Source organism: Streptomyces sp. DSM 116793 (genome assembly GCF_057320905.1).
The window spans coordinates 3,173,542-3,197,670 of record NZ_CM170494.1; the positions used below are offsets into that span (position 1 = coordinate 3,173,542).

At 71.4% G+C, this 24,129-nt stretch carries 22 protein-coding genes and 2 pseudogenes; 9 read left to right on the forward strand and 15 right to left on the reverse strand.

Going from position 1 to position 24,129, the window contains the following annotated elements; all coding sequences use genetic code 11:
• Positions 1-129: 129 nt before the first annotated feature.
• Both ACSMXW_RS12455 and ACSMXW_RS12460 read left to right on the forward strand, forming a co-directional pair.
• Entirely contained in the window at positions 130-978 is an 849-nt protein-coding gene (locus tag ACSMXW_RS12455; RefSeq protein ID WP_485806130.1) for a helix-turn-helix domain-containing protein, read from the forward strand.
• Positions 975-1,232, forward strand: coding sequence for a DUF397 domain-containing protein (locus ACSMXW_RS12460; RefSeq protein ID WP_485806132.1), 258 nt, complete (start codon positions 975-977; stop codon positions 1,230-1,232). Before ACSMXW_RS12455 ends, ACSMXW_RS12460 begins: the two co-directional genes overlap by 4 nt.
• Here ACSMXW_RS12460 and ACSMXW_RS12465 read toward each other — a convergent pair.
• The 4 genes from ACSMXW_RS12465 to ACSMXW_RS12480 form a co-directional block, all read right to left on the reverse strand.
• The gene (locus ACSMXW_RS12465; protein ID WP_485806134.1) at positions 1,192-1,962 is read right to left on the reverse strand and encodes an ABC transporter ATP-binding protein; all 771 of its coding nucleotides are present in this window, start codon (positions 1,960-1,962) and stop codon (positions 1,192-1,194) included. The two genes, ACSMXW_RS12460 and ACSMXW_RS12465, sit on opposite strands and share 41 nt — an antisense overlap.
• Before the next feature lie 11 nt (positions 1,963-1,973).
• Entirely contained in the window at positions 1,974-2,555 is a 582-nt protein-coding gene (locus tag ACSMXW_RS12470; RefSeq protein WP_485806136.1) for a hypothetical protein, read from the reverse strand.
• Entirely contained in the window at positions 2,552-3,877 is a 1,326-nt protein-coding gene (locus ACSMXW_RS12475; protein ID WP_485806138.1) for a hypothetical protein, read from the reverse strand. The genes ACSMXW_RS12470 and ACSMXW_RS12475 overlap by 4 nt, the downstream gene beginning before the upstream one ends.
• A 139-nt stretch (positions 3,878-4,016) precedes the next feature.
• On the reverse strand, positions 4,017-4,199 hold the full coding sequence (locus ACSMXW_RS12480; protein ID WP_485806140.1) for a hypothetical protein: 183 nt from the start codon (positions 4,197-4,199) through the stop codon (positions 4,017-4,019).
• A gap of 884 nt (positions 4,200-5,083) precedes the next feature.
• On the opposite strand from ACSMXW_RS12480, the gene ACSMXW_RS12485 reads away from it, so the two are divergent.
• Both ACSMXW_RS12485 and ACSMXW_RS12490 read left to right on the forward strand, forming a co-directional pair.
• The gene (locus ACSMXW_RS12485; protein WP_485806142.1) at positions 5,084-7,381 is read left to right on the forward strand and encodes a glycoside hydrolase family 2 TIM barrel-domain containing protein; all 2,298 of its coding nucleotides are present in this window, start codon (positions 5,084-5,086) and stop codon (positions 7,379-7,381) included.
• A 12-nt stretch (positions 7,382-7,393) separates the two neighbouring features.
• A pseudogene (locus tag ACSMXW_RS12490) lies at positions 7,394-7,777 on the forward strand (RICIN domain-containing protein); the annotation flags it as partial.
• 55 nt (positions 7,778-7,832) lie between these two features.
• Here ACSMXW_RS12490 and ACSMXW_RS12495 read toward each other — a convergent pair.
• Positions 7,833-8,114 (reverse strand): annotated as a pseudogene (locus tag ACSMXW_RS12495) (IS5/IS1182 family transposase); the annotation flags it as partial.
• Between the two features lie 158 nt (positions 8,115-8,272).
• Here ACSMXW_RS12495 and ACSMXW_RS12500 point away from each other — a divergent pair.
• Entirely contained in the window at positions 8,273-8,656 is a 384-nt protein-coding gene (locus ACSMXW_RS12500; protein ID WP_485806143.1) for a hypothetical protein, read from the forward strand.
• A gap of 205 nt (positions 8,657-8,861) precedes the next feature.
• On the opposite strand, the gene ACSMXW_RS12505 is transcribed toward ACSMXW_RS12500, so the two are convergent.
• Positions 8,862-9,776, reverse strand: a complete 915-nt coding sequence (locus tag ACSMXW_RS12505; RefSeq protein WP_485806145.1) for a LysR family transcriptional regulator — start codon at positions 9,774-9,776, stop codon at positions 8,862-8,864.
• Positions 9,777-9,902: 126 nt separating this feature from the next.
• Between ACSMXW_RS12505 and ACSMXW_RS12510 the strand changes: the two genes are divergently transcribed.
• From ACSMXW_RS12510 to ACSMXW_RS12525, 4 genes are all read left to right on the forward strand, one after another.
• Positions 9,903-10,646 carry an SDR family NAD(P)-dependent oxidoreductase gene (locus tag ACSMXW_RS12510; protein ID WP_485806147.1) on the forward strand — a complete coding sequence of 248 codons (744 nt, stop codon included), beginning with the start codon at positions 9,903-9,905 and terminating at the stop codon, positions 10,644-10,646.
• A 14-nt stretch (positions 10,647-10,660) separates the two neighbouring features.
• Positions 10,661-11,668, forward strand: a complete 1,008-nt coding sequence (locus tag ACSMXW_RS12515) for an alcohol dehydrogenase (RefSeq protein ID WP_485806149.1) — start codon at positions 10,661-10,663, stop codon at positions 11,666-11,668.
• Positions 11,669-11,853: 185 nt separating this feature from the next.
• Positions 11,854-12,423 (forward strand): TetR/AcrR family transcriptional regulator, encoded by a 570-nt coding sequence (locus ACSMXW_RS12520; protein ID WP_485806150.1) that lies wholly within the window; start codon positions 11,854-11,856, stop codon positions 12,421-12,423.
• Between the two features lie 30 nt (positions 12,424-12,453).
• Positions 12,454-13,638, forward strand: coding sequence for a GDSL-type esterase/lipase family protein (locus tag ACSMXW_RS12525; protein WP_485806152.1), 1,185 nt, complete (start codon positions 12,454-12,456; stop codon positions 13,636-13,638).
• Between the two features lie 70 nt (positions 13,639-13,708).
• Here ACSMXW_RS12525 and ACSMXW_RS12530 read toward each other — a convergent pair whose 3' ends face one another.
• The 9 genes from ACSMXW_RS12530 to ACSMXW_RS12570 form a co-directional block, all read right to left on the reverse strand.
• Entirely contained in the window at positions 13,709-14,641 is a 933-nt protein-coding gene (locus tag ACSMXW_RS12530; RefSeq protein ID WP_485806154.1) for a transporter substrate-binding domain-containing protein, read from the reverse strand.
• 70 nt (positions 14,642-14,711) lie between these two features.
• Positions 14,712-15,380, reverse strand: a complete 669-nt coding sequence (locus ACSMXW_RS12535) for a hypothetical protein (protein WP_485806155.1) — start codon at positions 15,378-15,380, stop codon at positions 14,712-14,714.
• A 409-nt stretch (positions 15,381-15,789) separates the two neighbouring features.
• A complete protein-coding gene (locus ACSMXW_RS12540) occupies positions 15,790-16,263 on the reverse strand; it encodes a carboxymuconolactone decarboxylase family protein (RefSeq protein ID WP_485806157.1) in 474 nt (157 codons plus the stop codon).
• A 170-nt stretch (positions 16,264-16,433) separates the two neighbouring features.
• Positions 16,434-17,816 (reverse strand): alpha/beta fold hydrolase, encoded by a 1,383-nt coding sequence (locus ACSMXW_RS12545; protein WP_485806159.1) that lies wholly within the window; start codon positions 17,814-17,816, stop codon positions 16,434-16,436.
• Between the two features lie 8 nt (positions 17,817-17,824).
• Positions 17,825-19,666 carry a gamma-glutamyltransferase family protein gene (locus ACSMXW_RS12550; protein WP_485806160.1) on the reverse strand — a complete coding sequence of 614 codons (1,842 nt, stop codon included), beginning with the start codon at positions 19,664-19,666 and terminating at the stop codon, positions 17,825-17,827.
• Complete coding sequence (locus ACSMXW_RS12555) at positions 19,647-20,687, reverse strand: ABC transporter ATP-binding protein (protein WP_485806162.1); 1,041 nt, start codon at positions 20,685-20,687, stop codon at positions 19,647-19,649. Before ACSMXW_RS12555 ends, ACSMXW_RS12550 begins: the two co-directional genes overlap by 20 nt.
• A 358-nt stretch (positions 20,688-21,045) precedes the next feature.
• Positions 21,046-22,050: an ABC transporter ATP-binding protein gene (locus ACSMXW_RS12560; protein ID WP_485806163.1), complete on the reverse strand. Its 1,005-nt coding sequence runs from the start codon at positions 22,048-22,050 to the stop codon at positions 21,046-21,048.
• On the reverse strand, positions 22,047-22,973 hold the full coding sequence (locus tag ACSMXW_RS12565; protein ID WP_485806164.1) for an ABC transporter permease: 927 nt from the start codon (positions 22,971-22,973) through the stop codon (positions 22,047-22,049). Before ACSMXW_RS12565 ends, ACSMXW_RS12560 begins: the two co-directional genes overlap by 4 nt.
• Complete coding sequence (locus ACSMXW_RS12570; protein ID WP_485806166.1) at positions 22,970-23,923, reverse strand: ABC transporter permease; 954 nt, start codon at positions 23,921-23,923, stop codon at positions 22,970-22,972. Before ACSMXW_RS12570 ends, ACSMXW_RS12565 begins: the two co-directional genes overlap by 4 nt.
• Positions 23,924-24,129: the final 206 nt, after the last annotated feature.

Sequence of the window (24,129 nt, forward strand, 5' to 3'; positions counted from 1 at the left end):
CAGCGTTCCGGGCGGCCAGGGGCCTCAACAGGAACGACGCCGATACAGGACACGTTGTATCAGTGCACGCTCTGGACCGGCGGGGTGACAGCGGGTAACGATGGGGTGCTCGGTATGAAGGGGGCGGCGATGGCAGCAGACCACTGCGGAGACGGTACGACCAGCGAACCCGAAGTCTCGGACTCTCTCAAGACGTTCGGGGCGGTCCTGAAGGCGCTTCGGGAGGCAGCGGGCCTGACACAGGAGGACTTGGCGCGGCGGCTGGGGTACTCGACGGCGTACATCGCCAAGTTCGAGCAGGGGAAGCGGTTTCCTCCGGAGGATTTGCCCGAGCGGGTGGAGCCGGTACTCGGTGCCACGGCGCGCAAGGTGCTCGCGGCGGCGGTACGCAGCCTGCGGCGCAGGCCTGGGCTGGCGTCCTGGTTCCAGCAGTGGGTGGGGATCGAGGAGGAAGCGATCTCCTTGTACGCGTACGAGTGCAGGGTGGTACCTGGCCTGTTGCAGCCGGAGACCTACATGCGGGCCATCTCTGACCGTGAGCTTCCTCCTCTGAGAGAGGAACAGATCGACGAGCGCGTTGCTGCTCGACTAGACCGACAACGGCTCCTGGAAACACGTCCGAACACGTCGTTCTCGTTCGTGATCGAGCAAGCCGTGCTGGAACGGCGACTGGGTGGGCCGTCCGTGGCGCGCGAAGTCATCGACAACCTCCTGGCTCAAGGCAGGCGACGGAACGTCGAAATCCTAGTCATGCCGTTGCAGCAGGAGGATCATTCCGGCTTCGAGGGACAGGAGTACCTTGCCGAGAACACTGCGAACCAGTGGCTCGGCTATGTCGAGGGACACGACAACAGCATGCTCATCACCGACCCCAAAAGGGTGAGTGCCATGCTCCAGCGCTATGGGAAGATGCGCTCGCAGGCGCTGAGCCACGCGGCCACGGCCAGCCTGCTTGAGCAGATGCGAGGAGCGCTATGAGCACCGAACTCCACTGGTTCAAGAGCACTTACAGCGGTGGTGGCGGCGGCAACTGCGTCGAGATCGCCCTGAGCTGGCGCAAGAGCAGCTACAGCGGCGGAGGCGGCGACAACTGCGTAGAGGTAGCCCTCCACCCCACCACCGTCCACATCCGCGACTCCAAGGACACCACCCGCCGCCCCCTCACCGTCACCCCCACCGCCTGGTCGGCCTTCACCGCGCACGCGGCGAACGCGGCGAACCTGCCGAGCTGAGCCGCCCGGAGACCGCGGCGTAGGCCGCCTCCGCGCGGCGTGCCTCGGGAGTTTCGTGCGGAGCGTGAGCAAGGAACTCCCGGGTGGGGCCGGTGAAGGCGATCCGGCCCGCCTGGAGAACGGTGACGTGGTGGGCCTCCTCCGCGAGGTCGGCGACGTCGTGGGTGGACATCAACACGCGCACCTCAGCCGTGGCGAGGCCGACGATCAGGTCACGGAACACACGCCGTTGGGTCGGGTCCATGCCCGCGGTCGACTCGTCCAGGAGCAGCACACCGGCTCCGTGGACGAGAGCGGAGGCAACGCCGACGCGGCGGAGCTGGCCGCCTGAGAGTTCCTTTGCTCTGACGTCGGCTCGGTCCGCCATGTCGACCCGCTCCAGGACGGTGAACGCCGCCTGCCAGGCGTCGGGTTTTTCCATGCCCTTCAGCCAGCCGATGTAGGCCACCTGTTCACGGGCTGTGAGCCCGGTCATGGGAGTGATGGTCTGCGGCATCCAGGCGACCTGCTTGAGGTAGGCGGAATCGCGGGACGTCAGGCGTCCCAGGCGGACGGAACCCGAGCGGGGTTGGCGCAGGCCGCTTGCCAGCTTCAGCAGCGTCGACTTGCCGGCTCCGTTCGGGCCGAGGAGGACGGTGAATCCGTCGGGGACGATGTAGGTGAGGTCGTTGAGGATCGGAGGCTTGTTGCGTCCGTACCCGAAGGTGCAGGACTCCAGGCGGATCGACATGGCAGGCCCTTTCAGAAACGGCGGGCGCGGACGTGGACGGCGAGTCCGGCAGCGCAGACCAGGAGGCAGAAACAGAGCGTGGGCAGGTAGTCGGCGGGGTGGAGGGTGACGGCCCACGGCCACGGGCGGTGGAAATCGCGGTAGCCGACGAACATGACGGCGAACACCCAGCCGACGGGGAGGGCGGTGGCCGCCTGCTCGTGCACCGCACGGGCCACCAACATGAGTCCGACGAGGAACACGACATTGCGACCCGCCATGGTCGCCTCCTGCGAGCCGGTGAGTGCTCCGGTGACGAAGGCCGCCAGGGCAGCCACCGCGACCAGGGCAGTGATCAGAACCGCGTCCAGGGAACGCACCCTGCGTAGCGCGGTCGCCTCGACCTCGGGATCCGCCTGGGCAAGGCAGTACGCGAGCGTGGAGGTGATGACGAGCGGCGCCAACTGCATGAGGAACACCTGGTTCGCCCCGGCAGCGAGCAGACTCGGCAGTTGGACGTACTGGGCGTGCCCTACGGCAACGATCACCACGAACGCCGCCAGCGACGGGGCGAGAACGGCCTGCACGCGACGGACCTTGAACCACAGGGTCACCGCCTGGCCTCCTGGAGGAGGCGGCACGCCTTTTCCTGTTCCGCCCGGAACCAGGCCCGCTGTCCGTCCGGCGAGAGACTGCGAGCGTCCGCGGCTCGCTGCTCGACTTCCGCCATCACCTGGCCGGCGTTCTGGAAGGCGCCGCCGTACTCACCCCGGCGCCAGGCCAGGTAGGGCTTGTCGGCGGCGATGAGTCGGGCGGCCCACAGCATGGCCGCGTCGTGATTGACCACCCAGTCCGCCCCCTGGCCGGCCGCGAACGACGCGGGGAAGGCGCAGGGGAACTCCACGGAGGTGAGCAGGACGCCGTAGCGGACCCCGACCATGCCCTGGCCGTTCTTTCCCGCCTGCTGCGACAGCGGCAGCCACCAGGTGCGCTGAGTCGAAGGCTTCTTCCGGCGTCCGGTGAGGAGGCTGTCCGACACCGTCCGGGGCATGACGACCTCCACCCCGGCCTCGCGAAGCCTCGTCACGGACCTGGTGATCTCAGTACGCACCTCCTTCAGCCGGTCCACCGCGCCCCCGGTCTCCGCGATACACGCACGCGGAGCGGTGCCGGTGCATCGGGCGGGAGCGTGACCAGCGCTGATCGGCCCGTTGCCGTAATCCCAGCCGGAGGCGGTGTGGGCGCACAGGGCCATCACCACCACGGCTGACGTCCCCGCTGCCACACGGACACCGCGCCGCGCCATACGTGCGGCCGGCAGCCAGCACACGGCCACGGCCCCTGCGGCGACTGCGGTGAACAGGAACGGGACGAGGAGAGTGAGCGCCTTGTACTGCTCACCGAAGTCCACGGACGTGTCCGGGGCGCCGGCCACATGGCGCAGCCACACCGGCTCCACCTGACCTGTCTTCGTGATCAGGTAATAAAGGAAGACGGCGGACAGCGGCGCGGAGATCAGCCGTGGCGTGAGGTGGCCGAGGGCACAGCCGATCACGGCCCACGCGACCACCAGTCCCATGCCGAGCAGGAGAGGCGCGAGCGCTTGTGGTGTGGGGACCAGGCGCGTTTCGATCAGGCGCATCACGACTGGCAGGACGAGGATCAGCCACCCGGCAACGACCACCGGGGCGAGGGCGTCGGTGGCGACCCGGAACCGAGAGCGTCCCGGAGCCAGTGCCCACACGTCGTCACGTTTGAGCCGCCCGCTCTCCCACACGGCGAGGCCGCAGGTGATGGCATAGGCGAAGGCATAAAAGTAGAACAGGGACTCCGCCACTTGCTGAGGCGCCCACAGGGGACCCGCGATGACCTCGTCGTACGGGTCTTCAAGGTGGAGGGCGTGAAAGAAGTAGAAGACGACCAGGCCAGCCCACAAGGGCGCGGTCCACAGAGCCGGAGTGGTACGTAAGCGGGCTCGGAGATTCAACAGTCAGACACCGTTCTCGAACAGGGGCAGGGCCGGGAGGCACACGTGGCGCCTCCCGGCCTGGATCACGTCACGACCACCAAGACGCTCAGTCGGCCTTCGTTGTATCCACGTAGACCCTGTCCACCGAGACCACCGCCCGCGTGGTCTCGGAGCCGTTGAGTTGAGCGATGGTGAAGTACCTGTTGTCGCCGCCGTCATAGTGAACGTCCCACTGGCCCCCCGGGACGTCGACGTCGAACTGCTGAAGCAGGCTGGCTTCGAGCCCCACCCGCCTACGAGGCCCACGACTACGCCGAGCGCCGGTGGGGCGCGGAAGATCTGGCACCAACCTCCCGGTCGTGCGGGCCGCGTTGCCGGGCACGCGGGCCCGATCGTAGTACTCAGACCGACAGCAACGTCCACTCATGCCGAGCGTCAAGCGGCGATGAGTCGTACTCATCTGGCGCCTCCGTTGGTTCATTTAAGGCAAATCAGCCGCCCCCTGGACTCCGATGGGTCTGCAGCGGCGAAGATCTTGAAATAGGCAGATCCCTTGCCCTTGACGTCCAGCAGGGCCGAGCGCTGTCATGGGGAGTCGGAATGGCCGCAGGGCTACGGAGGTTGAAACCGGCTTGCGTTGTCGCCTGACGCTTGACCGGCCAGATTGGTCCCACTGATGAGTCAGACACATCATGAGCCACCAGCTCGTCCAGCTCCGGCCGGCGGGCGCCACAACGTAGTGGAGTAGCTAATGGCAGGCGACGGCTGTGTTCGGTGTGGCGGGATGGTGTCGGGGCCGCGGGCGTGTCGTGTCGCCGGCGGCGGCCCGCGTTCTGACGAGTACCTTCGCCGCCCCTGGCAGCCGCACCTCGGTCGCACCGATGACCCCGTGGCCCGACGGCCCCGCGGCCGGCCGGACCCTGCTCCCCGGCCGGCACAACGCCATCGCCGGCCACGTTCCTTCCGGTGACCATCAGGTCACCCCGTGGTCGGGTCACCTGGCGGGTCAAGGTTCCCTGAACGCTCGACCCCGACCGCCTGCCCCGTGCCGTGCGACGTCCCGGACTCCGACAACACCCTCATCGACCTCGGGCGCGCACCTCGGCCAGGTCGCACCGCGAACAGCACGAAGAAAGCAACGGTTCCCCACCCTTCAACGAAGGAGCTCGCGTCATGCGACAACACATTCGGCTGTGGAGCCGTCGACGCTTCAGGCCGGTGACAGCGGCCGCCGCGGTGCTGCTCACCGCTGTAGTGGGCATGCACCCGGCCACGGCGGCCGGTCCGAGACCCACGGCGTCCACGGCGGCCGTCCCCGCCGCGTCGGCGGCGGACGTCGACGGCTTCACCGCGGGCAACGCCGCGATCGCCTCGGTCGACCTGGCCGGCACGTGGGGCTTCACCCCGGCGGGCCGGTCGGCGACGTCGATCACGGTGCCCGGCGGCGGCTGGTACAAGCAGGGCTTCACCGATGTGAACGAGGCGGTGTACTCCCGCACCATCACCGTGCCGGACTCCGGGCAGCCGCAGTCCACGTGGATCGAGTTCGGCGCGGTGAACCACCAGGCGACCCTGTCGGTCGACGGGCGGACGGTGGCGACCAGGACCACCGCCTTCACACCGTCGAACTTCGACATCAGCGCGTACGCGGCACCCGGTACCACGCACACCATCACAGTCGATGTGAAGGGCAGGGGCGCCCTGAAGAACCCCGCGAACGGCAGGTACCTGATTCCCGACGCGGCCGACTGGGCCGAGGCCGTACCGCAGGGCATCTTCCGTTCGGCGTTCCTGCGCGTGTATCCGGCGGTGTACGTCAGCGACACGTTCGTCCGTACGTCCGTGGCCAAGCAGACCCTCACCTACGACGTGTCGGTGACCAACACCTCCGGCGCCGCGCGGAAGGTGACGCTGGCCGGTTCGCTCGCATCGGACAACGGCGCGTCGTTCAACTACCCGGCGCTGCCCAGCCGCACGGTGACCGTGGCCGCCCATTCGACGGCCAAGGTGACGGTCGGGCCGGTGACGTGGAACCTGGGCTCCTCCTCGTACTGGTGGCCCAACGTCCCCTACCGGCAGGGGTATCGCGCCCAACTGCACCGCCTGACGGTCCACGCGGCGACCGACGACGGCCGCACCAGCGACGCGACCTACCGCTTCGGATTCCGGGAGAGCAGCCAGAACGGCGAGTACTACTACCTCAACGGCGTGCGGGTGAACTTCCGCGGCGACAACCTCCAGGGCGCGGACTTCGACCGCATCAACAACGGCGGCAAGGGCGACGCCTACGACACCCTGCCCGGCTTCCTCCCGCCCTCCTCGGGCAACGGCGGCTGGCCGCAGGCGGTCGACAACTACCAGCGGCTGAACTACAACGTGGTCCGCATTCATCAGGAGCCGGCCAGCCCCTACATGCTCGACGTGGCCGACGAGATGGGCCTGATGATCATCGACGAGACCGGCATCCGCGGCTCCAACAGCCTTCAGGACTTCGTCGCCGGGCACGACAACATGGTCGACCACGCCCGCGCGCTGACCCTGCGCGACCGCAACCACCCGGCCGTGATCCGCTGGAGCCAGAGCAACGAGCCCGGCAGCAGCGGTATGGACTCGGAGCAGTTTGAGAAGGACCTGTACGCGGCGATGAACGGCAACGACGGCACCCGGCCGGTCAGCGTCGACGCGTGGGTCGGCGCTCCGGCCAACCCCTACCCCACCATGACGTACGCCAACTTCGACGTCTTCGGGCACTACTTGGACGGTTTCGGCGCCTACGGCGAGAAGGTCGTGTCGGTGCCCGGCCGGCCCGACGGCGAGGGCGAGTACATCTGGCCGAAGTGCAACACCAAGCAGGGCTTCGAGTGGTTCGCCACCACGATGGTGGCCAAGCGCGGCAAGGACGCCAGCGACTTGCGCCCCTACACCCTGCTGTCCGCCTGGGCGGGCGTCATACCCGGCGTCCGCACCACCGACTTCACCCCCGAAGAGGGCGGCCACCCCGTCTACGGCGCCGACAACCTCTCCGACCCGTGGAGCAATCCGCAGATCCAGCGCGTCCAGGCCGCGTTCAACCCGGTCGCCGCGATCGACCTGCCCTACTGGTCGGCCTCCGGTGTGTCGGACTCCAACGGCACCTTCCCGCTCCCGCAAGCGGTCCCCGGATACGCCGCCAACAGCACCGTGAACCGTACGATCTCGGTGTTCAACGACGACTTCACCGGCACCGCCGTGGGCTTCGCCTGGAGCGCCCACCTCAACAGCGCCACCGGCCCGGTGATCGCCTCCGGGAACACCACCCTCACCGTCCCGCTCGGCTCGAAGGCGACGCAGACCGTGTCGTTCACCGCGCCGTCCAGGGGCTCTCGGGTCTACCTCGTCCTGTCCACCAGCAAAGCCGGGACGACCGTGTTCAGCGACGCGGTCGAGTACTTCACCCTGGGCAGCTCCACGAGCCCCGCGCCGGGCACCTAACGGCTCGTCAACCGCAACAGCGGCAAGCCGCTGGCCACCGCCGGCAACTCCACCGCCGACGGCGCCAAGGCCGTCCAGCAGACCGGCGGCGGGACCTGGACCCTCAGCGCCTCGGGCAGCGCCTTCACCCTGCGCTACAACCCCACCGGCAAGGTGCTCGACGTCAACGGCTTCTCCTCGACCGCAGGTCTCCAGCTCCAGCAGTGGACCGCCACCGGCGGCACCAACCAGCAGTGGTACCTGCGGCCCACCGGCGACGGGTACTTCACCACCGTCAGCCACGACAGCGGCCTGGCGGCCGATGTGCACGGCCAGTCGACGAACGACGGAGCCGCCGTCGTGCAGTGGACCGCCAACAACGGCGCCAACCAGCAATGGCCGCTCACACCGGCCTGAGCCGGCGGCCCGCCTGTCGGATGTGCCGCCACCTCCCCGTGGCGGCACATCCGGGGCCCAACACGTCAACGACCAGGCCGCGCTTGCGGCCCGGTACCCCTTTTTGCCGCATCACGCCCCGTCGTCCGCGCGGGCACCCCGGCCGCCACGTGCACGCTCTGGTGTCGAGCACCACCAGGCTCGGGTCCGCCTTCCGACGCACCTTCTCACGCACCTGCCAGGGCAGCAGGTCGTGAATGGTCTGGTCGGTACCGTCATCGCGCCAGGTGTAGAAGTAGTACTTCACCGCGCCGGCCGACGGGAAGTCGTGCGGGGCTTGCGCTCGCTCACGGCAACCAGCCCAGCACGCCCATGGCCGCCGACCGGCCCGGATACCGTCCTGCCACACGTTCAGGTGGCGACAGAGACAGGAACAGCTCCATCGAAGCGGCCCGGCGAGGGAGATGGGTGCGGTCCTGCCGTAGCGGTGACGCGATCACGCCCATACGATTCGGCATGGCATTTTTCAAACGCCGCAAGGCGACCGGCGAGGCAACCGGCGGCACATCCGGGCTGCTGCTCGTGACCGACAACGGCGTCCGGCAGGTGGCGACGGCCTCGTTCGGGATGGACCTCGTACAGGAGGTGGCCCGCCTGCTGCGCTCGGAGCACATACGGTCCACCAAGCTCGGCACCGACCTGACCCTGTGGCACGCCGAGGAGAGCCCCGGCCGGCCCCGGCCGGGCCAGCCCAACGCCGTGGCGAGCCGGCTCGCCGCCGAGCACGGTTCGCCGCCGGTCACCGGCCCGGCCGTCATCACCGGCCCGCTGCTGTACGGCAGCCCCTATCCCCTGGACGCCGACGAGGCCACGCGGATCGCGACCCGGCTGAGGGGATAGCGGACGGCAGGCAGTCCGCCGATCGCGGCGGGAAAAGGTTTCGGCAACGCCGAACGGTGTCGTCGAGCGCGCGCGGTGGGGCGTCCGCCACGCGCCGGACGCCGGTACCGCTGCCGCCGGCTGAGGGCGCGTCCAGCCTGGCGAAGCGTGTGAAGCCGGGCCCGCGGCAGCACGGGCGGCCGGGACCGGACCGGCCGCCCGTGCCTCACGAGCGCACCGGCAGCGAAGGCCGCACCACCCTCCGGCTCTCCTGGAGCAGCAGGTGGAGCAGGGGGTGCGTGCTCTGCCGGGGCCAGATGAGGGCGAGGCGGAGGGGTTCCGCGTCCTCCAGCGGGAGCCAGGTCAGGCGGGGGTACGGGAAGTAGGCGACCGTCGACGACGGGGCGATCCAGCAGCCGTGGCCGGCGGCGACGAGGTGCAGGCACTCCTCGGGCGTGCGGCCCTGGGGGCCGTAGACCGCGCGGGTGCCGTCCGGGCGCGGGTCGATGAACCAGAAGCGGACGACCGCCTCCGGCATGCCGTCGCGCGGGCCCACGACCGGCTCGGTGGCGAGGTCGGCGACGGTCAGGGACGAGCGGGTGGCGAGCGGGTGCCCGGGCGGGAGCGCGACCCAGCGCGGCTCGTCGATCAGCGGGTGGATGACGAAACGCGGGTCGTCGCCGATCGGCAGCCACAGGAACGCCGCGTCGGCCGTGCCGTCGACCAGGGCCTCGATCTCGTCCGGCAGCGTGTGCACGGCGACCGGCCTGACCTCCAGGTCCGGCGCGTCGCGGCGCAGCGCGGCCTCGATCTCCGGCATGAAGTGCGCGGTGCTCTGCGCCTTGAAGGCGATCCGCAGCGGGCCGGGGCGGCCAGAGCCGACCACCCGCGCCTCGCTGACCATGACCTCTGCCGCCGTGAGCAACGCCGCGCCCTGTTTCAGCACGACATGCCCGGCTTCGGTGAGTTCCACGCCGGACGGCAGCCGGCGTACCAGCGGTGTCCCCACGATCCGCTCCAGTTGCCGGATCTGCCCGCTGACCGCCTGCTGGGTCATGTTGAGCAGCCCCGCGGCACGGGTCATGCTGCCCTCTCCGGCGACCACGGCGAGGGCGTCGAGCAGCCGCAGGTTCAGGTTCACCCGACTGATCCTGCCACCACGACCGATCCGGCCACAACGGTCACTTGTGTCCCCCCAATAAGTCTCTGTTTCCCCTACCGGTGAGTTTCGTCTGACCATAAGTCCAACCATCCGTTTGGAGAGGGTATGTCACTGAAGGGGAAGACCGCGCTGGTCACCGGATCCTCCAAGGGTCTGGGCCGCGCGATCCTGCTGCGCCTGGCAGCGCAGGGTGCGAACGTCGTCGTCAACTACTCCAGAGACGAGGCAGCCGCCGCAGAAGTTCAAAAGGCCGCCGAAGCGGAGGGCGTCCGGGCGATCGCCGTCCGGGCCGACGTGTCCCGGGTGGAGGAGATCCAGCGGCTGTACGACGCGGCGGTCACCGAGTTCGGCCGGATCGACGTCGTGGTGGCCAACGCCGGCATGGAGAAGGTGAACGTGCCGGTCGCCGAGGTCACCGAGGAGGACTTCGACCTGCTGTTCCGGGTCAACACCAAGGGCCCGTACTTCGTGCTGCGCGAGGCCGCCCGGCGGGTCGCCGAGGGCGGCCGGATCATCACGATCTCGTCCAACACGACGACCGTTCCCCAGGTGGGCGTCGGCCTCTACGGCACCAGCAAGGTCGCCACGGGCTATCTCGCCCGCGTCATGGCGCTGGAACTCGGCCCCCGGGGCATCACCGTCAACACGGTGGTGCCCGGACCGATCGACGGCGCGGGCATCTTCAGTGACCCCGCCAACGACGCGTACAAGCAGAGCCTGATCGAGATGGTGCCGATCGGACGGCTCGGCACACCGCAGGACGTGGCGGCCGTCACGGCGTTCCTCGCGAGCGACGAGGCCGCGCTGATCACCGGACAGCAGCTCGTAGCCGACGGCGGCATGCACTGAGAGAGCAGGAGAACATGACAGCGACCATGCGTGCCGCCCAGGTCCAGGAGGCCGGCGGCCCCTTCGTGATGACCGACATCCCGGTACCGGAGCCGAAGCCCGGCCAGGTGCGCGTGAAGGTGCACGCGTGCGGGATCTGCGGCGGCGACGCGATCCCGCGCAACGGCCTGTTCGGCACGGTGCTGCCGCGGGTGCCCGGCCACGAGATCGCGGGCGTCGTCGACGCGGTCGGCGAGGGCGTGCGGACCTGGCAGGTCGGCGACCGGGTCGGCGTCGGCTGGTCCGGCGGCAGCGACTTCACCTGCGAGTTCTGCCGGCGCGGCGACTTCACCAACTGCGTCGAGCGGACGATCGTCGGCACCTCGTACGACGGCGGCTACGCCGAGTACATGGTGGCACCGCAGGACGCGGTCGCCCGCATACCGGACGGCCTCTCGTTCGAGGAGGCCGCTCCGCTGATGTGTGCCGGCATCACCGCGTTCAACGCCCTGCGGCACTCGGGCGCGGGCCCCGGCGACACGGTCGCGATCCAGGGCGTCGGCGGGGTCGGGCACCTGGCCGTCCAGTTCGCCGACAAGATGGGCTTCCGCACGGTCGCGATCAACCGCGGGCGCGGCAAGGAGGAGCTGGCCCGCCGGCTCGGCGCGAACGAGTACATCGACAGCAACGAGGGCAGCGCCGGCGAGGCGCTGCGCGAGCTGGGCGGCGCCGCGGTCATCCTGGCCACGGTCTCCCGCGCCGAGCTCCAGTCCGACCTGGTCAAGGGCCTTCGGCCGAACGGACGCCTGATCGTGCTGGAGGGCCAGGACCCGATCCGGGTGACCGGCCACGCCCTCGCGGACGACCGGCTGAGCGTCTCCGGCTGGTACAGCGGCGTCGCGCAGGACAGCGAGGACACGCTGAACTTCGCGGTCCTGAAGGGGGTACGCCCGATCGTCGAGACCTTCCCGCTGGAGGACGCCGAGCAGGCCTACCAGAACCAGAGCAAGGCCAACATCCGTACGGTCCTCCTCACCTCCTGACGATCCCTTTCGGGTCCCACGGACGCGACGGACGCGACGGACGCCGACGGACTCGTCCCACGCGGCCCACGCGGCCACCGGCAGCATGCCGGTGGCCGCGTTCTTCTGTGCCCGGCACCTGGTATACGTGTATGGTATTTGCCTAAAGCTATTAGGCACATTCCTACAGCGTAAGGAGGAGGGGCATGGCGCGTGCGGGGCTGACCGCGGAACGTCTGACGCGGGCGGGGGCCGAGCTGGCCGACGAGGTCGGCTTCGACCAGGTGACCGTCTCGGCGCTGGCCAGGCGGTTCGACGTCAAGGTCGCCAGCCTCTACTCGCACCTGAAGAACTCCCAGGACCTCAGGACGCGGATCGCGCTGCTCGCGCTGGAGGAACTCGCCGACCGGGCCGCCGACGCCCTGGCGGGGCGGGCCGGCAAGGACGCCCTGGCCGCCTTCGCGGACGTCTACCGCGACTACGCCCGGGAGCACCCCGGACGGTACGCCGCGACGCGGCTCAGGCTCAGCCCCCAGACGGCCGCAGCCAGCGCCGGCGTCCGACACGCACAGATGACGCGGGCCATCCTGCGCGGCTACGACCTGGCGGAGCCGGACCAGACGCACGCGGTCCGGCTGCTCGGCAGCGTCTTCCACGGCTACGTCTCCCTGGAGACGGCGGGAGCGTTCAGCCACAGCGCCCCGGACACGGAGGAGAGCTGGACGCGGATCGTGGACGCCCTCGACGCGCTGCTGCGCACCTGGCCCGCGCCGTGACACCGACACACCCACCGACAGGCTGAGACCATGCACACCGAGCACGACTGGATCACCACGCCCATCACCGCGGACCTGCTGCGCGGCGCCCTCGACCTGGAGCGCACCGCGCACGGCGTGCTGCCGCACCGGCTGCCCGCCCGGGCCCGCGCCCAGTACGCGGACCCCCAGCTCGCCATGGCGGAGTCCCAGCCCTCCGGCGTGCGGCTGGCCTTCCGCACCCGGGCCACCGTCGTCGAACTGGACACCCTGCCCACCAAGCGGGTCTACGTGGGCGTCCCGCCGCGCCCGGACGGCCTGTACGACCTGCTCGTCGACGGCCGGCCCGCGGGACGGACCTTCGTGCCCGGCGGCAACACCGTCACCATCGACATGGCCGCCGGAACCGCCGGTACGGAACCGGGACCGGCCGGCACCGCCCGCTTCACGGACCTGCCCGGCCGCGTCAAGGACGTCGAGATCTGGCTGCCGCACAACGAGACCACCGAGCTGATCGCCCTGCGCACCGACGCCCCCGTCGAGCCGCTGCCGCCGGCGGGCCGGCGGGTGTGGCTGCACCACGGCAGCTCGATCAGCCACGGCTCGGACGCCACCAGCCCCACCGGGACGTGGCCGGCCGTGGCCGCCTCCCTCGGCGGTGTGGAGCTGGTCAACCTCGGCCTGGGCGGCGGCGCCCTGCTGGACCCGTTCACGGCCCGCGCCCTGCGGGACACCCCCGCCGACCTGATCAGCGTCAAGATCGGGATCAATATCGTCAACGCCGACGTGATGCGGCTGCGCGCCTTCACCCCGGCCGTGCACGGGTTCCTCGACACCATCCGCGAGGGCCGGCCCACGACGCCGCTGCTGGTCGTCTCGCCGATCCTGTGCCCCGTCCACGAGGACACGCCCGGGCCGGCCGCCCCGGACTTCGGCGACGTCGGCGCCGGGAAGCTGCGGTTCCGGGCCATGGGCGACCCCGCGGAGCGCGCGAGCGGGAAACTGACCCTCACCGTCATCCGGGACGAGCTGGCCCGGATCGTGGCGGGGCGGGCAGCCGAGGACCCCAACCTGCACTACCTGGACGGCCGCGACCTGTACGGCGAGGCCGACTCCGCCGAGCTGCCGCTGCCCGACGGCATCCACCCGGACGCCGCCACGCACCGCCGCATGGGCGAGCGCTTCGCCGCCCTGGCCTTCGCCGCGGACGGCCCGTTCACCGGGCCCCGGACCTGACCACGCGCCCCGCGGCGCACCCCGCGCCCCGCGAACCCCACCCCGCGCCCCCTCCCCTGGAGCCGCACGGCTAGGGCGTGCACCGGGTGTACCGGTCGATGTCGGCCTCCTGTGGCTTGTAGGACGTCTCGAACTTGGGGTCGGCCTCGGTGAGGCGGGTGAAGCGGGGCTTGAAGGTGGGGTACCACTCCGTCTTCAGGAACTGCTTGAGCCGGTCCGCCAGCCGGAGGCACTGCTCCCTGTGGTGCTTGGGCAGACCGATGCCGTACATCTGGACCTTTCCGACCTTGATCTTGTCCACCACACGGACGTCCTTGTAGATCTCGGTGAAGCCGTAGAGGATCGCGAGATCCGTCCAGACAGCGTCCACGTTGCCGTCCCTGAGCGCCTTGACGCAGGCGTTGTAGTCCTTCTCCGTGGTGATGTGCGCCCCGCTGTCCAGCGGATTGTCCTTGCCGGGCTTGGATGTCGAGCCCCGCACGGTGCAGACGTACCTGCCCACCGTGTCCTTTCTCGTCCTGATCCTCGTGTCGTCGTCCCGCACCAGCAGGCCCTGCCTCGTCTGGAGGTAGGGTCCCGCGAAGTCGATCTTCCTGAGGCGTTCGTCCGTGATGGTGTAGGTCGCGATCACCATGTCGACGGAGCCGTGCAGGATGCTGTCCTCGCGTTCCTCCGACGGCACGTCCTCGAAGTCGGCCCGGAATCCGAGGTTCTGGGCGAGGTAGTCGGCCAGTTCCTTCTCGAACCCGGCGTACGCGTGCTCCGCCGGGTCGAACACGTTGAAGCCCGGCTGCTCGATCTTGACGCCGATGTCGAGCGTCCTGGGGAAGACCCGGCCGCTCCGGCTCGGCACCGGCGCCGGGGCCGGTGCCGCGGAGGCGGTGGACGTGGCCGGCTCCGGCGGGTCTTCCGACGTGGGGCCGCAGCCGCAGAACGCCACGGCGGACGCGGTGAGGAGCAAGGGGGTGAGGCGCGTGCGCGTCAGGAAGGGCATGGGCTGCATCGGCTGTTCCTTCGCTCGGATCCGAGTGGTGCGTACGGGTTCGGACTGTCGGGAGCCGGTGACCGCGGTGTCAGGAGTCGATGACCACGCGGTCGGGGGTGATGCGGACCCGGCACTCGGGGCCCGTGTCCAGTTCGGCGTGGAGCCGTACCGTGTCGTGCCGCCGGCTGATCGGCACGGACACGCTCCGGCCCAGCCGGACACCCACCTCGTCCGCGAGAGGGGGCCCCGTGAGGGTGAGACTGCTGCCCGGGACGCAGTCCGAGCCGGTGTCCGGGTCGAGATCCGTCCCGCTGAAGGTCAGCGTCAGGGTGTCGCGCTCGTCGGGGAGCGGCACGACGACGTCGAAGACGTCCCCGGGGCCGGCGGTGACGGTGTGCGCGCCACCGGAGAGGACGACCTTGTCGGTCACGTCGATGGGCTGGTGGTTCCGCCAGTAGGCGACGGCCAGGCCGCCGGCGGTGAAGACGAGGGCCAGGGCGAGGACGAGAGAGGCCACGAACCCGACGGTGAGGTTCGTGGCCTTGCCCACCAGCATGCCCAGCAGGACGCCGGCGACGGTGAGGCTGGCGGTGCCGTAGGTGGCGCGCTCTTCGGGGGTGCTCCAGTCGTTCCAGAGGTAGGAGGAGAGGGCGAAGAGGATCGCGGCGACGAACGCGAGCGGGAGCAGCCAACGGGAGAGCGGGCCTTCCGTGGTGGACGCGGGCGCGGGCGCGGGCATGGACACGGACGCGGGCACGGGCGCATCCGCAGGCGCGGGCGCGGGCGTTTCGGCGTTCACCGTGGCACGCGCGGTGGCGCTCGCGTGCGCGCTCTCGCCGACAGGCACGTTCGCCTTCGGGGCGGGCCGGTCCGGGCTGCCCCTGGGACGACGGGCTCGGGGGCGTGGCCTCCGTCTGCTCATGGCTCCTCCGGGGCGGAGTCGGTTCTGAGGTAACGCACTGTGGGACAGTGCGGTTCCCGGGATATGAGCGGAGGAATCGCTTCAGCTCCGGCGGCTTGCGGTCCCCGTCGGGAACGCGCGCGCCCACCCGTCCGGTGGGGCGGGTGGGCGCGGGTTGTGCGGTAGTCGGGCCGGGTACTCCTCGTCAGCCGAACGGTCGGCCGATCTGTCGGCCGATCTGTCGGCCGAGGAGCCGGCCGTGCCGTCAGCCGAACTGGCCGGGCTGGTAGTCGCCGGCGGGCTGCCGGACGATGACGTTCAGGCGGTTGTAGGTGTTGATGAGGGCGATGAGGGAGACCAGGGCGGCGAGTTGGTCCTCGTCGTAGTGCTTGGCGGCGTTCGCCCAGGCCTCGTCCGTGACGCCGCCGGCCGCGTCGGCGAGGCGGGTGCCCTGCTCCGCCAGCTCCAGGGCGGCGCGCTCGGCGTCGGTGAACACCGTGGCCTCCCGCCAGGCAGCGACCAGGCCCAGGCGCACCGGGGTCTCCCCGGCCTGCGCGGCGTCCTTGGTGTGCATGTCGGTGCAGAAACCGCAGCCGTTGATCTGGCTGGCGCGGATCTTCACCAGTTCCTGGGTCGCGGCCGGAAGCGTCGAATCCGTAAGCGGCCTGCCCGCCGAGTTGATGTGCCGCAGGAACGTGGCTCCGACCGGGTTACCGAAGAGGTTCAAGCGTGCGTCCATGGTGAACTCCCTGTCCTTCGCCGCTGCCGGTGGTTACACCAACCTGACGAAACGACTCGGCGGAATGTGACAGGAGTGCGTGTGTGACGTGCGTCTCCCCCGCCGCCCCGGCGGTGCGGGGCGCCGGGGGCGGCGGCGACAGGACCTGGCCGTGCTGTCCTGGCGCAGTCCTAGCGCGGGAGGTGGCCCTCGTCCCGGAGGTGCGCCAGGAGGTGTGCGAAGACGCGGGAGTCCTGGGACAGGCCGTCGTGCTCGTACTCGTTGGTGATCCAGGTGTGGACGTTGCCGACGGCGGCCGCCGTGTCCAGTTGGAGACCGGCGTCCACGTACATGTCGTCGTGGTAGACGACCGCGGCGACCGGCACCTCGTTGGCGGCGAGGCGGTCGGGGGCGTACAGCTCGGTCCACCCCTCGCGGGACGCCAGCTCCTCGGCGGCGGGGGCGAACGGGCGCAGCGCCCGGATCTCCTCGAACATCCAGGGGTAGATCATCTCGCCGGTGAACAGCAGGGGCCGTGCGGACGGGTCGAACTGCGGGTGGCGCGCCCGTTCCCGTTCGGCGGCCCACGCCGTGGGGGCGCCCGGCCCGCTGCCGTAGATGGATTCCTGGAGCACGGTGAACAGGGGGCGGTCGGCGAACGACGTGGCCGCCCACACGGCGCCGAGGAAGGTGTCCGTGAGGCGTTCCCGCGTCCCGTCCGCGAAGGCCTCGTCGAGTATCCAGTGCACCCGCTCGAAGCCGGGCTTCATGCCGAAGTCCAGGCCGAGCAGCTGGAGGCGGCGCACCGTGAGCACGTCGCCGTCCGGGAGGCGCACGTCCCCGGCCGCCAGCAGGTCGGCCACGCGGTGCAGCACGTCGGCGTCCGCCGGGTAACGCCGCTGGTAGACGCGGTTCTTGGCCTCGACCCGGGGATAGGTGCGGCGGTAGACCTCCTCGGCGGACGGGTGGATCGCCGCGAGCCCGCCGGCCACCAGGCAGGCGGCCAGGCCCTCGGGCGCCCGCGAGAGGTACGTCAGGGTGAGGAAGCCGCCGTAGCTCGTGCCCAGCGTGACCCAGGGGCGGCCGCCGAAGACGGTGCGCCGCAGGTACTCCGCGTCGGCCACGATGGAGTCGGCGCGGAAGTGGCAGAGGTAGTCGGCGCCCTGTGCGCCCGACTCGAAGGTCTCCATCACGTGGCCGTCGACGGGTGAGCTGCGGCCGGTGCCGCGCTGGTCGAGCAGGACCACCCGGAAGTCCTTCAGCGCCGGGCCGATCCAGCCGCCGGCTGTGGGGCCGAGCGGCCTGGGGGACTTTCCGCCGGGGCCGCCCTGGAGGTAGAGCAGGCAGGGCAGGTCCTCGTCCCGGCGGGCCGGGTCGACCAGTTCGCGGGCGAAGAGGGAGAGCTCCCGGCCGCCGCCCGCGTGGGCCGGCGCGGGCGTGCCGGCCGGGTTCCCCGCGGGGGCCCAGGCGGGGTTCCCCGCGGCGGTGCCGGTGGCCTCGGACCAGTCGAGCGGGACGGGCACCACGTGGTCGCGCACGTGGATACCGGGCAGGGTGTATTCGGCTGTGATCATGTTCCCGTTCACCTGCCCACCGCGTAGCCCTGGTTGCCGCGGGGGTTGGCCGCGGCCCGCAGCCAGCCGTCCTCGCGGGCCACCGCGCTGACGTGGCCCAGCGACCAGGCGTCGCCGGTCTCCACGCGGTGTCCGCGGCGGCGCAGCTCGGCGACCACGGCCGGGTCGAAGCGGTCCTCCAGGAGGAGGTGGCCGGGGTGGGTGTCGCGCGGGTAGAAGGAGTTCGGTACGGCCTTGGTGAGGAACTCCGGTGCGTCGACGGCCTCCTGGAGGTTCATCCCGCCGTGCACCGCGTTCAGGAAGAAGTGCAGCGACCACTGGTCCTGGAAGTCGCCGCCCGGTGTGCCGAACGCCAGCCACGGTTTGCCGTCGCGCAGGGCGAAGGAGGGGGTGAGCGTGGTGCGGGGGCGGGCGCCGGGGCGCAGCGAGTTGGGCAGGCCCTGCTCGACCCAGAACATCTGGCCGCGGGTGCTCAGGCAGAAGCCGAGGCCGGGCACGGTGGGCGAGGACTGGAACCAGCCGCCGCTGGGCGTCGCGGAGATCATCATGCCGCGGCTGTCGACGACGTCCAGGTGGCAGGTGTCGCCGCGCACCTCGCCGGAGGCGGCGACGGTCGGCTCGCCCGCGCCGGACCGGTGGTCCGCGGCGACGGTCGGCTCACCGGCGCCGGTGCTGCCGACGACGCCGTCACCGGCGGCCGCGCCGGGCGCACCGGGTCCGTCCGGGTAGCGGGGCAGCCGGGGCGCCCGGCCGCCGGGCGCGCCGGGGCGCAGCTCCAGGGACGCGGTGTCCCCGATCAGGCGGCGCCGCTCGGCCGTGTACGCGGGGTCGAGCAGGTCGTCGAGGGGGACGTCGGTGTGGTTCGGGTCGCCGTACCAGGCCTCGCGGTCCGCGAAGGCGAGCTTGCCCGCCTCGATCACGGTGTGCACCCAGTCCGCGGAGCCGGGGCCCATCGCGGCCAGGTCGAAGTCCTCCAGGAGGGCGAGTTGCTGGAGGAAGACCGGGCCCTGGCCCCAGGGTCCCGTCTTGCACACGGTGTGCCCGTGGTAGTCGTAGGTGACCGGGTCCTCCACGGTCGGCCGCCACGCCGCCAGGTCGTCCGCGGTGAGCAGCCCGCCGTGCGGGCGGCCCGAGGTGTCCATGACCTCCGCGGTGGCGCAGTAGCCGCCGATGGCCTCGGCGACGAAGCCCCGGTACCAGGCGTCCCGGGCGGCCGCTATCCGCTTCTCCCGGGAGCCGCCCGCGGCCTCGCCCTCGGCGACGAGGCGGCGCCAGGTGCCGGCCAGCACCGGGTTGGTGAAGTGGCTGCCGGCCGCGGGCACCGCCCCGCCGGGCAGCCAGGTCTCGGCCGAGGTGGGCCAGTGGGCGCGGAACATCTCCGCGACCGTCTCCAGGGCGCCGGAGACCCGGCCGAGCAGCGGGTGGCCCTGGTCGGCGTAGTGGATGGCGGGCGCCAGCACGTCCGCGAGGGACCAGGTGCCCCAGCGTTCCAGCAGCAGGAGCCAGGCGCCGAAGGAGCCGGGGACGACGGCGGGCAGCAGGCCGGTGCCGGGCACCAGGTCGAGGCCCAGCGCGGCCAGCTTCTCCCCGCCGGCGGCGGCGGGCGCCACGCCCTGGCCGCACAGCACCGACACCTTCTCCTCAGCCGGGTCCCACAGCAGGACGGGCACCTCGCCGCCGGGGCCGTTGAGGTGCGGTTCGACGACCTGGAGGACGAAGCCGGCGGCGACGGCGGCGTCCGCCGCGTTGCCGCCCCGCTCCAGCACGCTCATGCCGGTCGCCGAGGCCAGCCAGTGGGTGCTGGCGACCATGCCGAAGTCGCCGGTCAGCTCAGGACGCGTGGTGAACAATGCCGCCTTCTCCCTGGGTGATGTCGGGGCCGCCGGTCTCGGGGGTGACGAGGTGGCAGGCCACCGGGTGGTCGGGTGCGGTGACGCCGGTGAGCACGGGTTCGTCGGTGCGGCACCGGTCCGTGGCGACCGGGCAGCGGGTGTGGAACGCGCACCCGGGGACCCGGCTCGTCTGGCTCGGCAGGTCGCCGCGGAGCACGACCCGTTCCCTGCTCCGGGTCGTCGCCGGGTCGGGCACGGGCGCCGCGGACAGCAGGGCCTGGGTGTAGGGGTGCTGGGGGTGCGCGAAGAGCTCCTCGCGGGTGGCGGTCTCCACGATCCTGCCGAGGTACATCACGGCGACCCGGTCGCCGACGAACTCCACCACGGACAGGTCGTGCGTGATGAACAGGCAGGAGAAGCCGAGGTCGGTGCGGAGGTCCAGGAGCAGGTTCAGGATGGACGCCTGCACGGAGACGTCGAGCGCGGAGACCGGCTCGTCGGCCACCACCAGGCGGGGCCGCATGATCAGCGCCCGGGCGAGGGCGACGCGCTGGCGCTGGCCGCCGGAGAGCTCGTGCGGGTAGCGGGTGGCCGTGCGGGTGCCAAGACCGACCCTTTCCAGCATCTCGGCGGCGCGGGCGCGCCGCTCCCGGGCGTCGCCCTCGCCGTGCTGGCGCAGCGGGCCCGCCACGATGTCGCCGATCTTCACGCGGGGGTTGAGGGACGAGTAGGCGTCCTGGAACACCACGTGCACGTCCCGGCGCAGCGGGCGCAGCTCGCGGCGGCTCATGGTGGAGATGTCCCGGCCGAGCAGCCGGACCCGCCCCGCGGTGGGGGTGGTCAGCCGGGACACGCACCGGCCGATGGTGGACTTGCCGCTGCCGGACTCGCCGACGAGGCCGAGGATCTCGCCGCGGCCGATGGTGAGGTCCACGCCGTTCACGGCGTGGACGGTGCCGGTGCCGGTGCCGGTGCCCGGCCTGCCCCGGTAGTGCTTGACGAGGCCCTCGACTTCGAGGACGGGGGTGTCGTCGGTCATGTGTCCCTCCTGGGACCGGTGTGATCTCTAGGGGCCCGTATGTGCCGGCGGCCGGTGGGCCGGAAACGGACGCGACTGCCCCTTCGGGACGGTGACGACGCGCGGGCATCGTCGTGGCCGGTCGCGCAGTTCCCCGCGCCCCTGAGGCCAGTCGGGGCCAGCCGCACGTACGGGCCCACCCCGAAAGGGGCGCGGGGAACTGCGCGCGCAACCCACCACCCGCCGGCGGCCCGGCACCGACAGAAACCACCCCTTCGCGACGGTGACGATCCGACAGTTTCGCCTCGGTCGCGCGCGCAGCTCCCCGCGCCCCTCAGGTCAGCCGGGGCCACCCCCACGCACAAGCCCGCCCCGCCGCTCACATCTTCCCCCGGGGTCCGGGGTGGTAGCACGCCACCAGGTGGTCCGCGGCGGAAGCCGGGGCCTTCAGGGCGGGGCGGGCCGTCGTGCAGTCGCCGGTGGCCCGGGGGCAGCGGGGGGCGAACTGGCACGCGTCGGGGTCGGACGCGGGCGACGGCACGAGCCCGGGTATCTCGGTGAGCCGGCGCCGTCCGCCGCGCAGCGCGGCCCGGGCGGGCAGGGCCTCCAGCAGGCCGATGGTGTACGGGTGCTGGGGCTGGTCGAAGACGGCGGCGGTGGGCGAGTGCTCGACGTGCCGCCCGGCGTACATCACCACGACACGGTCGGCGATCTCCGCGACCACGCCCAGGTCGTGGGTGATCAGGATGACGGCGGTGCCGAGCTGCTCACGCAGGTCGCGGATGACGTCGAGCACGCCCGCCTGGATGGTGACGTCCAGCGCGGTGGTGGGCTCGTCGGCGATCAGCACCTTCGGGTCGCAGGCCACCGCCGTGGCGATCATCACGCGCTGCCGCATGCCGCCGGACAGCTCGTGCGGGTAGGAGCCGGCGCGGCGGCGGGCGTCGGGGACGCCGACGAGGTCGAGCAGCTCCACGACCCGCTCGCGCACCTGCCGCCGGGTGAGCGTGGTGTGCTGCCGGATCACCTCGGCGATCTGCCGGCCCACCGTGAAGGCCGGGTTGAGCGAGGTCATCGGCTCCTGGAAGACGACGGAGATGTCCTTGCCGCGCACCTGCCGCATGCGCTTCTCGGAGAGCCCGGTCAGCTCGACCCCGTCGAGCAGCACGGAGCCGCCGATGCCGGCCCGGGAGGTGTCGAGCAGCCGGGGTATCGCCATGGCGGTGGCGGTCTTGCCGCAGCCGGACTCGCCGACGAGCGCCAGGATCTCGCCGCGCCCGAGGGTGAACGAGACGTCCTTGGCGGCGAACACGGGGCCGTCCTCGGTCTGGTACGTGACGCGCAGACCGGATACCTGGAGGACGGGGCGGAGGGAAGGACTCACATCAGCTCCCTGGGATCGAGCACGTCGCGCAGCCCGTCGCCGAGCAGGTTGAAACCGAGCGTGGTGAGGGCGATGGCGACGCCGGGGAAGACCGCGAGCAGCGGGTCCTGGGACAGGAACTGCTGGGCGCTGGTGAGCATCACGCCCCAGGACGCCTGCGGCGGCTGGACGCCGAGCCCGAGGAAGCTGAGCGCGGCCTCGCCGAGGATGCCGGCCGGGATGGCCACGGTGGCCTTCACTATCAGCGTGTTGGTCATGTTCGGCAGGATCGCCCGCCACATGATGGCGGCGTCCCGCGCGCCGTCCGCGACGGCGGCCGCCACGAAGTCCTGGCCCCGCAGCACCAGCGTCTCGCCGCGCACGATCCGCACCACCGAGGGCACCTCGGCCACCGCCAGCGCGATGATCACGTTCCGCAGCGAGGGGCCGAGGATGGCCGCCATGCCCACCGCGAAGACCAGGTAGGGGAAGGAGAGCACCAGGTCGGTGAGGCGCATCAGGACGGAGTCCGTCCAGCCGCGGTAGTAGCCGGCGGCGAGGCCGAGCGGGATGCCCACCACCAGCGCGAGCGCCGTCGAGACGACACCCGCGAGCAGCGACACCCGGGCGCCGCCGGTGATCCGGGCGAGCACGTCGCGCCCGAGGTCGTCGGTGCCGAGCGGGTGGGCGCCCGAGGGCCCGGCGAGGAGATGGGTGAGGCCGAGCCTGGTCTGGCTGCCGGTGACCAGCGGGCCGACCAGGGCGAGCAGCAGGAACAGCACGACGAGGACCGCGCCGGCCACCGCCATCTTCCGCCGCAGCAGCCGCCGGACGGTGCGCCGCCACTGCGGCACGGCCGCCGGTGCCTCGGCGCCCGGGTCCTGCGCGGCCGGCGGTCCGCCGGCCGGGGCCACGCCCTCCAGGGAGGCGTCCGCGTTCTTCATTCCGCTGCTCCAGCCGTGCGCAGTCGGGGATCGAGATAGGCGTAGGCGACGTCCACCAGCAGGTTGACGAGCACATAGCCGGTGACGGTGACGAGGACCGCGCCCTGGATCACCGGGTAGTTGCGGGACGAGACGCCGTCCACGATGAGCTTGCCGAAGCCCGGGATGACGAAGATCTGCTCGGTGATGACGGCGCCGCTGATCAGCCCGGCGAGCTGGAGCCCGACCACGGTGGTGACGGTGGTGAGGCTGTTGCGGAGCGCGTGCCCGAGCTGCCGGACGCCGCTGACGCCCTTGGAGCGCGCGGTGCGCACATAGTCGGCGGAGAGCTGGCCGAGCAGCGACGACCGGGTCTGCCGCATGATCACCGCGGCCAGCCCGAGGCCCAGCACGAGCACCGGCATGATCATGCGCTCGACGTTGCCGGCGGGGTCGTCCGCGAACCCGACGAACCCGGAGGCCGGCAGGACGTGCCAGTGCACGGAGAAGACGACGATGCCGAGCAGCCCGAGCCAGAAGTGCGGGATGGACAGGCCGAAGAGGCCGAAGGCGTTGGCCGCGTAGTCCAGGGCGGTGCCGCGGCGCACGGCCGCGACGATGCCGGCGAGCATTCCGACGACGATGCCGACGAGCATCGCGAGCACCGTCAGTTCCAGCGTCACCGGCAGACGCTCGGCGAGGATGTGCGTGACGGGCGCCTTGTCCTGTGTCGAGGAGCCGAGGTTGCCCTGGAGGGCCTGGGTGACGTAGTGGACGTACTGCACGGGCAGCGGCTGGTCCAGGCCGAACTGCTGCCTGATCGCCGCCACCGCCTCGGGCGTGGGGCTCTCGCCGGCCAGCACGGTGGCCGGGTCGCCGGGCAGCGCGCGCACCCCCAGGAACACGGCGATGCTGGCGAGGAAGAGCGTCACCACCGCGGTGCCCGTGCGTCGGAGTAGGAACCAAATCATGAGACCTGCCGGATCTTCCGGGGACGGTTGGGCCGGGCGGTCCGGCCGGTACGGGCGGCCGGTACGGGGCGACCGTCCGGCGGGGCGGGGTACGGGGGCCGCGGGGCGGGCGGCGGGCTCATGGAACTCACCGGGCTCACGGGACTCACCGGGCTCACGAGACTCACCGGGCTCACGGGACTCACAGGACTCACCGGGCTCACGAG

Coding starts and splice junctions, on each gene's coding strand:
- ACSMXW_RS12455 (WP_485806130.1), top strand. CDS start 130: ATGGCAGCAGACCACTGCGGAGACGGTACGACCAGCGAACCCGAAGTC.
- ACSMXW_RS12460 (WP_485806132.1), top strand. CDS start 975: ATGAGCACCGAACTCCACTGGTTCAAGAGCACTTACAGCGGTGGTGGC.
- ACSMXW_RS12465 (WP_485806134.1), bottom strand. CDS start 1,962: ATGTCGATCCGCCTGGAGTCCTGCACCTTCGGGTACGGACGCAACAAG.
- ACSMXW_RS12485 (WP_485806142.1), top strand. CDS start 5,084: ATGCGACAACACATTCGGCTGTGGAGCCGTCGACGCTTCAGGCCGGTG.
- ACSMXW_RS12500 (WP_485806143.1), top strand. CDS start 8,273: ATGGCATTTTTCAAACGCCGCAAGGCGACCGGCGAGGCAACCGGCGGC.
- ACSMXW_RS12510 (WP_485806147.1), top strand. CDS start 9,903: ATGTCACTGAAGGGGAAGACCGCGCTGGTCACCGGATCCTCCAAGGGT.
- ACSMXW_RS12515 (WP_485806149.1), top strand. CDS start 10,661: ATGACAGCGACCATGCGTGCCGCCCAGGTCCAGGAGGCCGGCGGCCCC.
- ACSMXW_RS12520 (WP_485806150.1), top strand. CDS start 11,854: ATGGCGCGTGCGGGGCTGACCGCGGAACGTCTGACGCGGGCGGGGGCC.
- ACSMXW_RS12525 (WP_485806152.1), top strand. CDS start 12,454: ATGCACACCGAGCACGACTGGATCACCACGCCCATCACCGCGGACCTG.
- ACSMXW_RS12530 (WP_485806154.1), bottom strand. CDS start 14,641: ATGCAGCCCATGCCCTTCCTGACGCGCACGCGCCTCACCCCCTTGCTC.
- ACSMXW_RS12540 (WP_485806157.1), bottom strand. CDS start 16,263: ATGGACGCACGCTTGAACCTCTTCGGTAACCCGGTCGGAGCCACGTTC.
- ACSMXW_RS12545 (WP_485806159.1), bottom strand. CDS start 17,816: ATGATCACAGCCGAATACACCCTGCCCGGTATCCACGTGCGCGACCAC.
- ACSMXW_RS12555 (WP_485806162.1), bottom strand. CDS start 20,687: ATGACCGACGACACCCCCGTCCTCGAAGTCGAGGGCCTCGTCAAGCAC.
- ACSMXW_RS12565 (WP_485806164.1), bottom strand. CDS start 22,973: ATGAAGAACGCGGACGCCTCCCTGGAGGGCGTGGCCCCGGCCGGCGGA.
- ACSMXW_RS12570 (WP_485806166.1), bottom strand. CDS start 23,923: ATGATTTGGTTCCTACTCCGACGCACGGGCACCGCGGTGGTGACGCTC.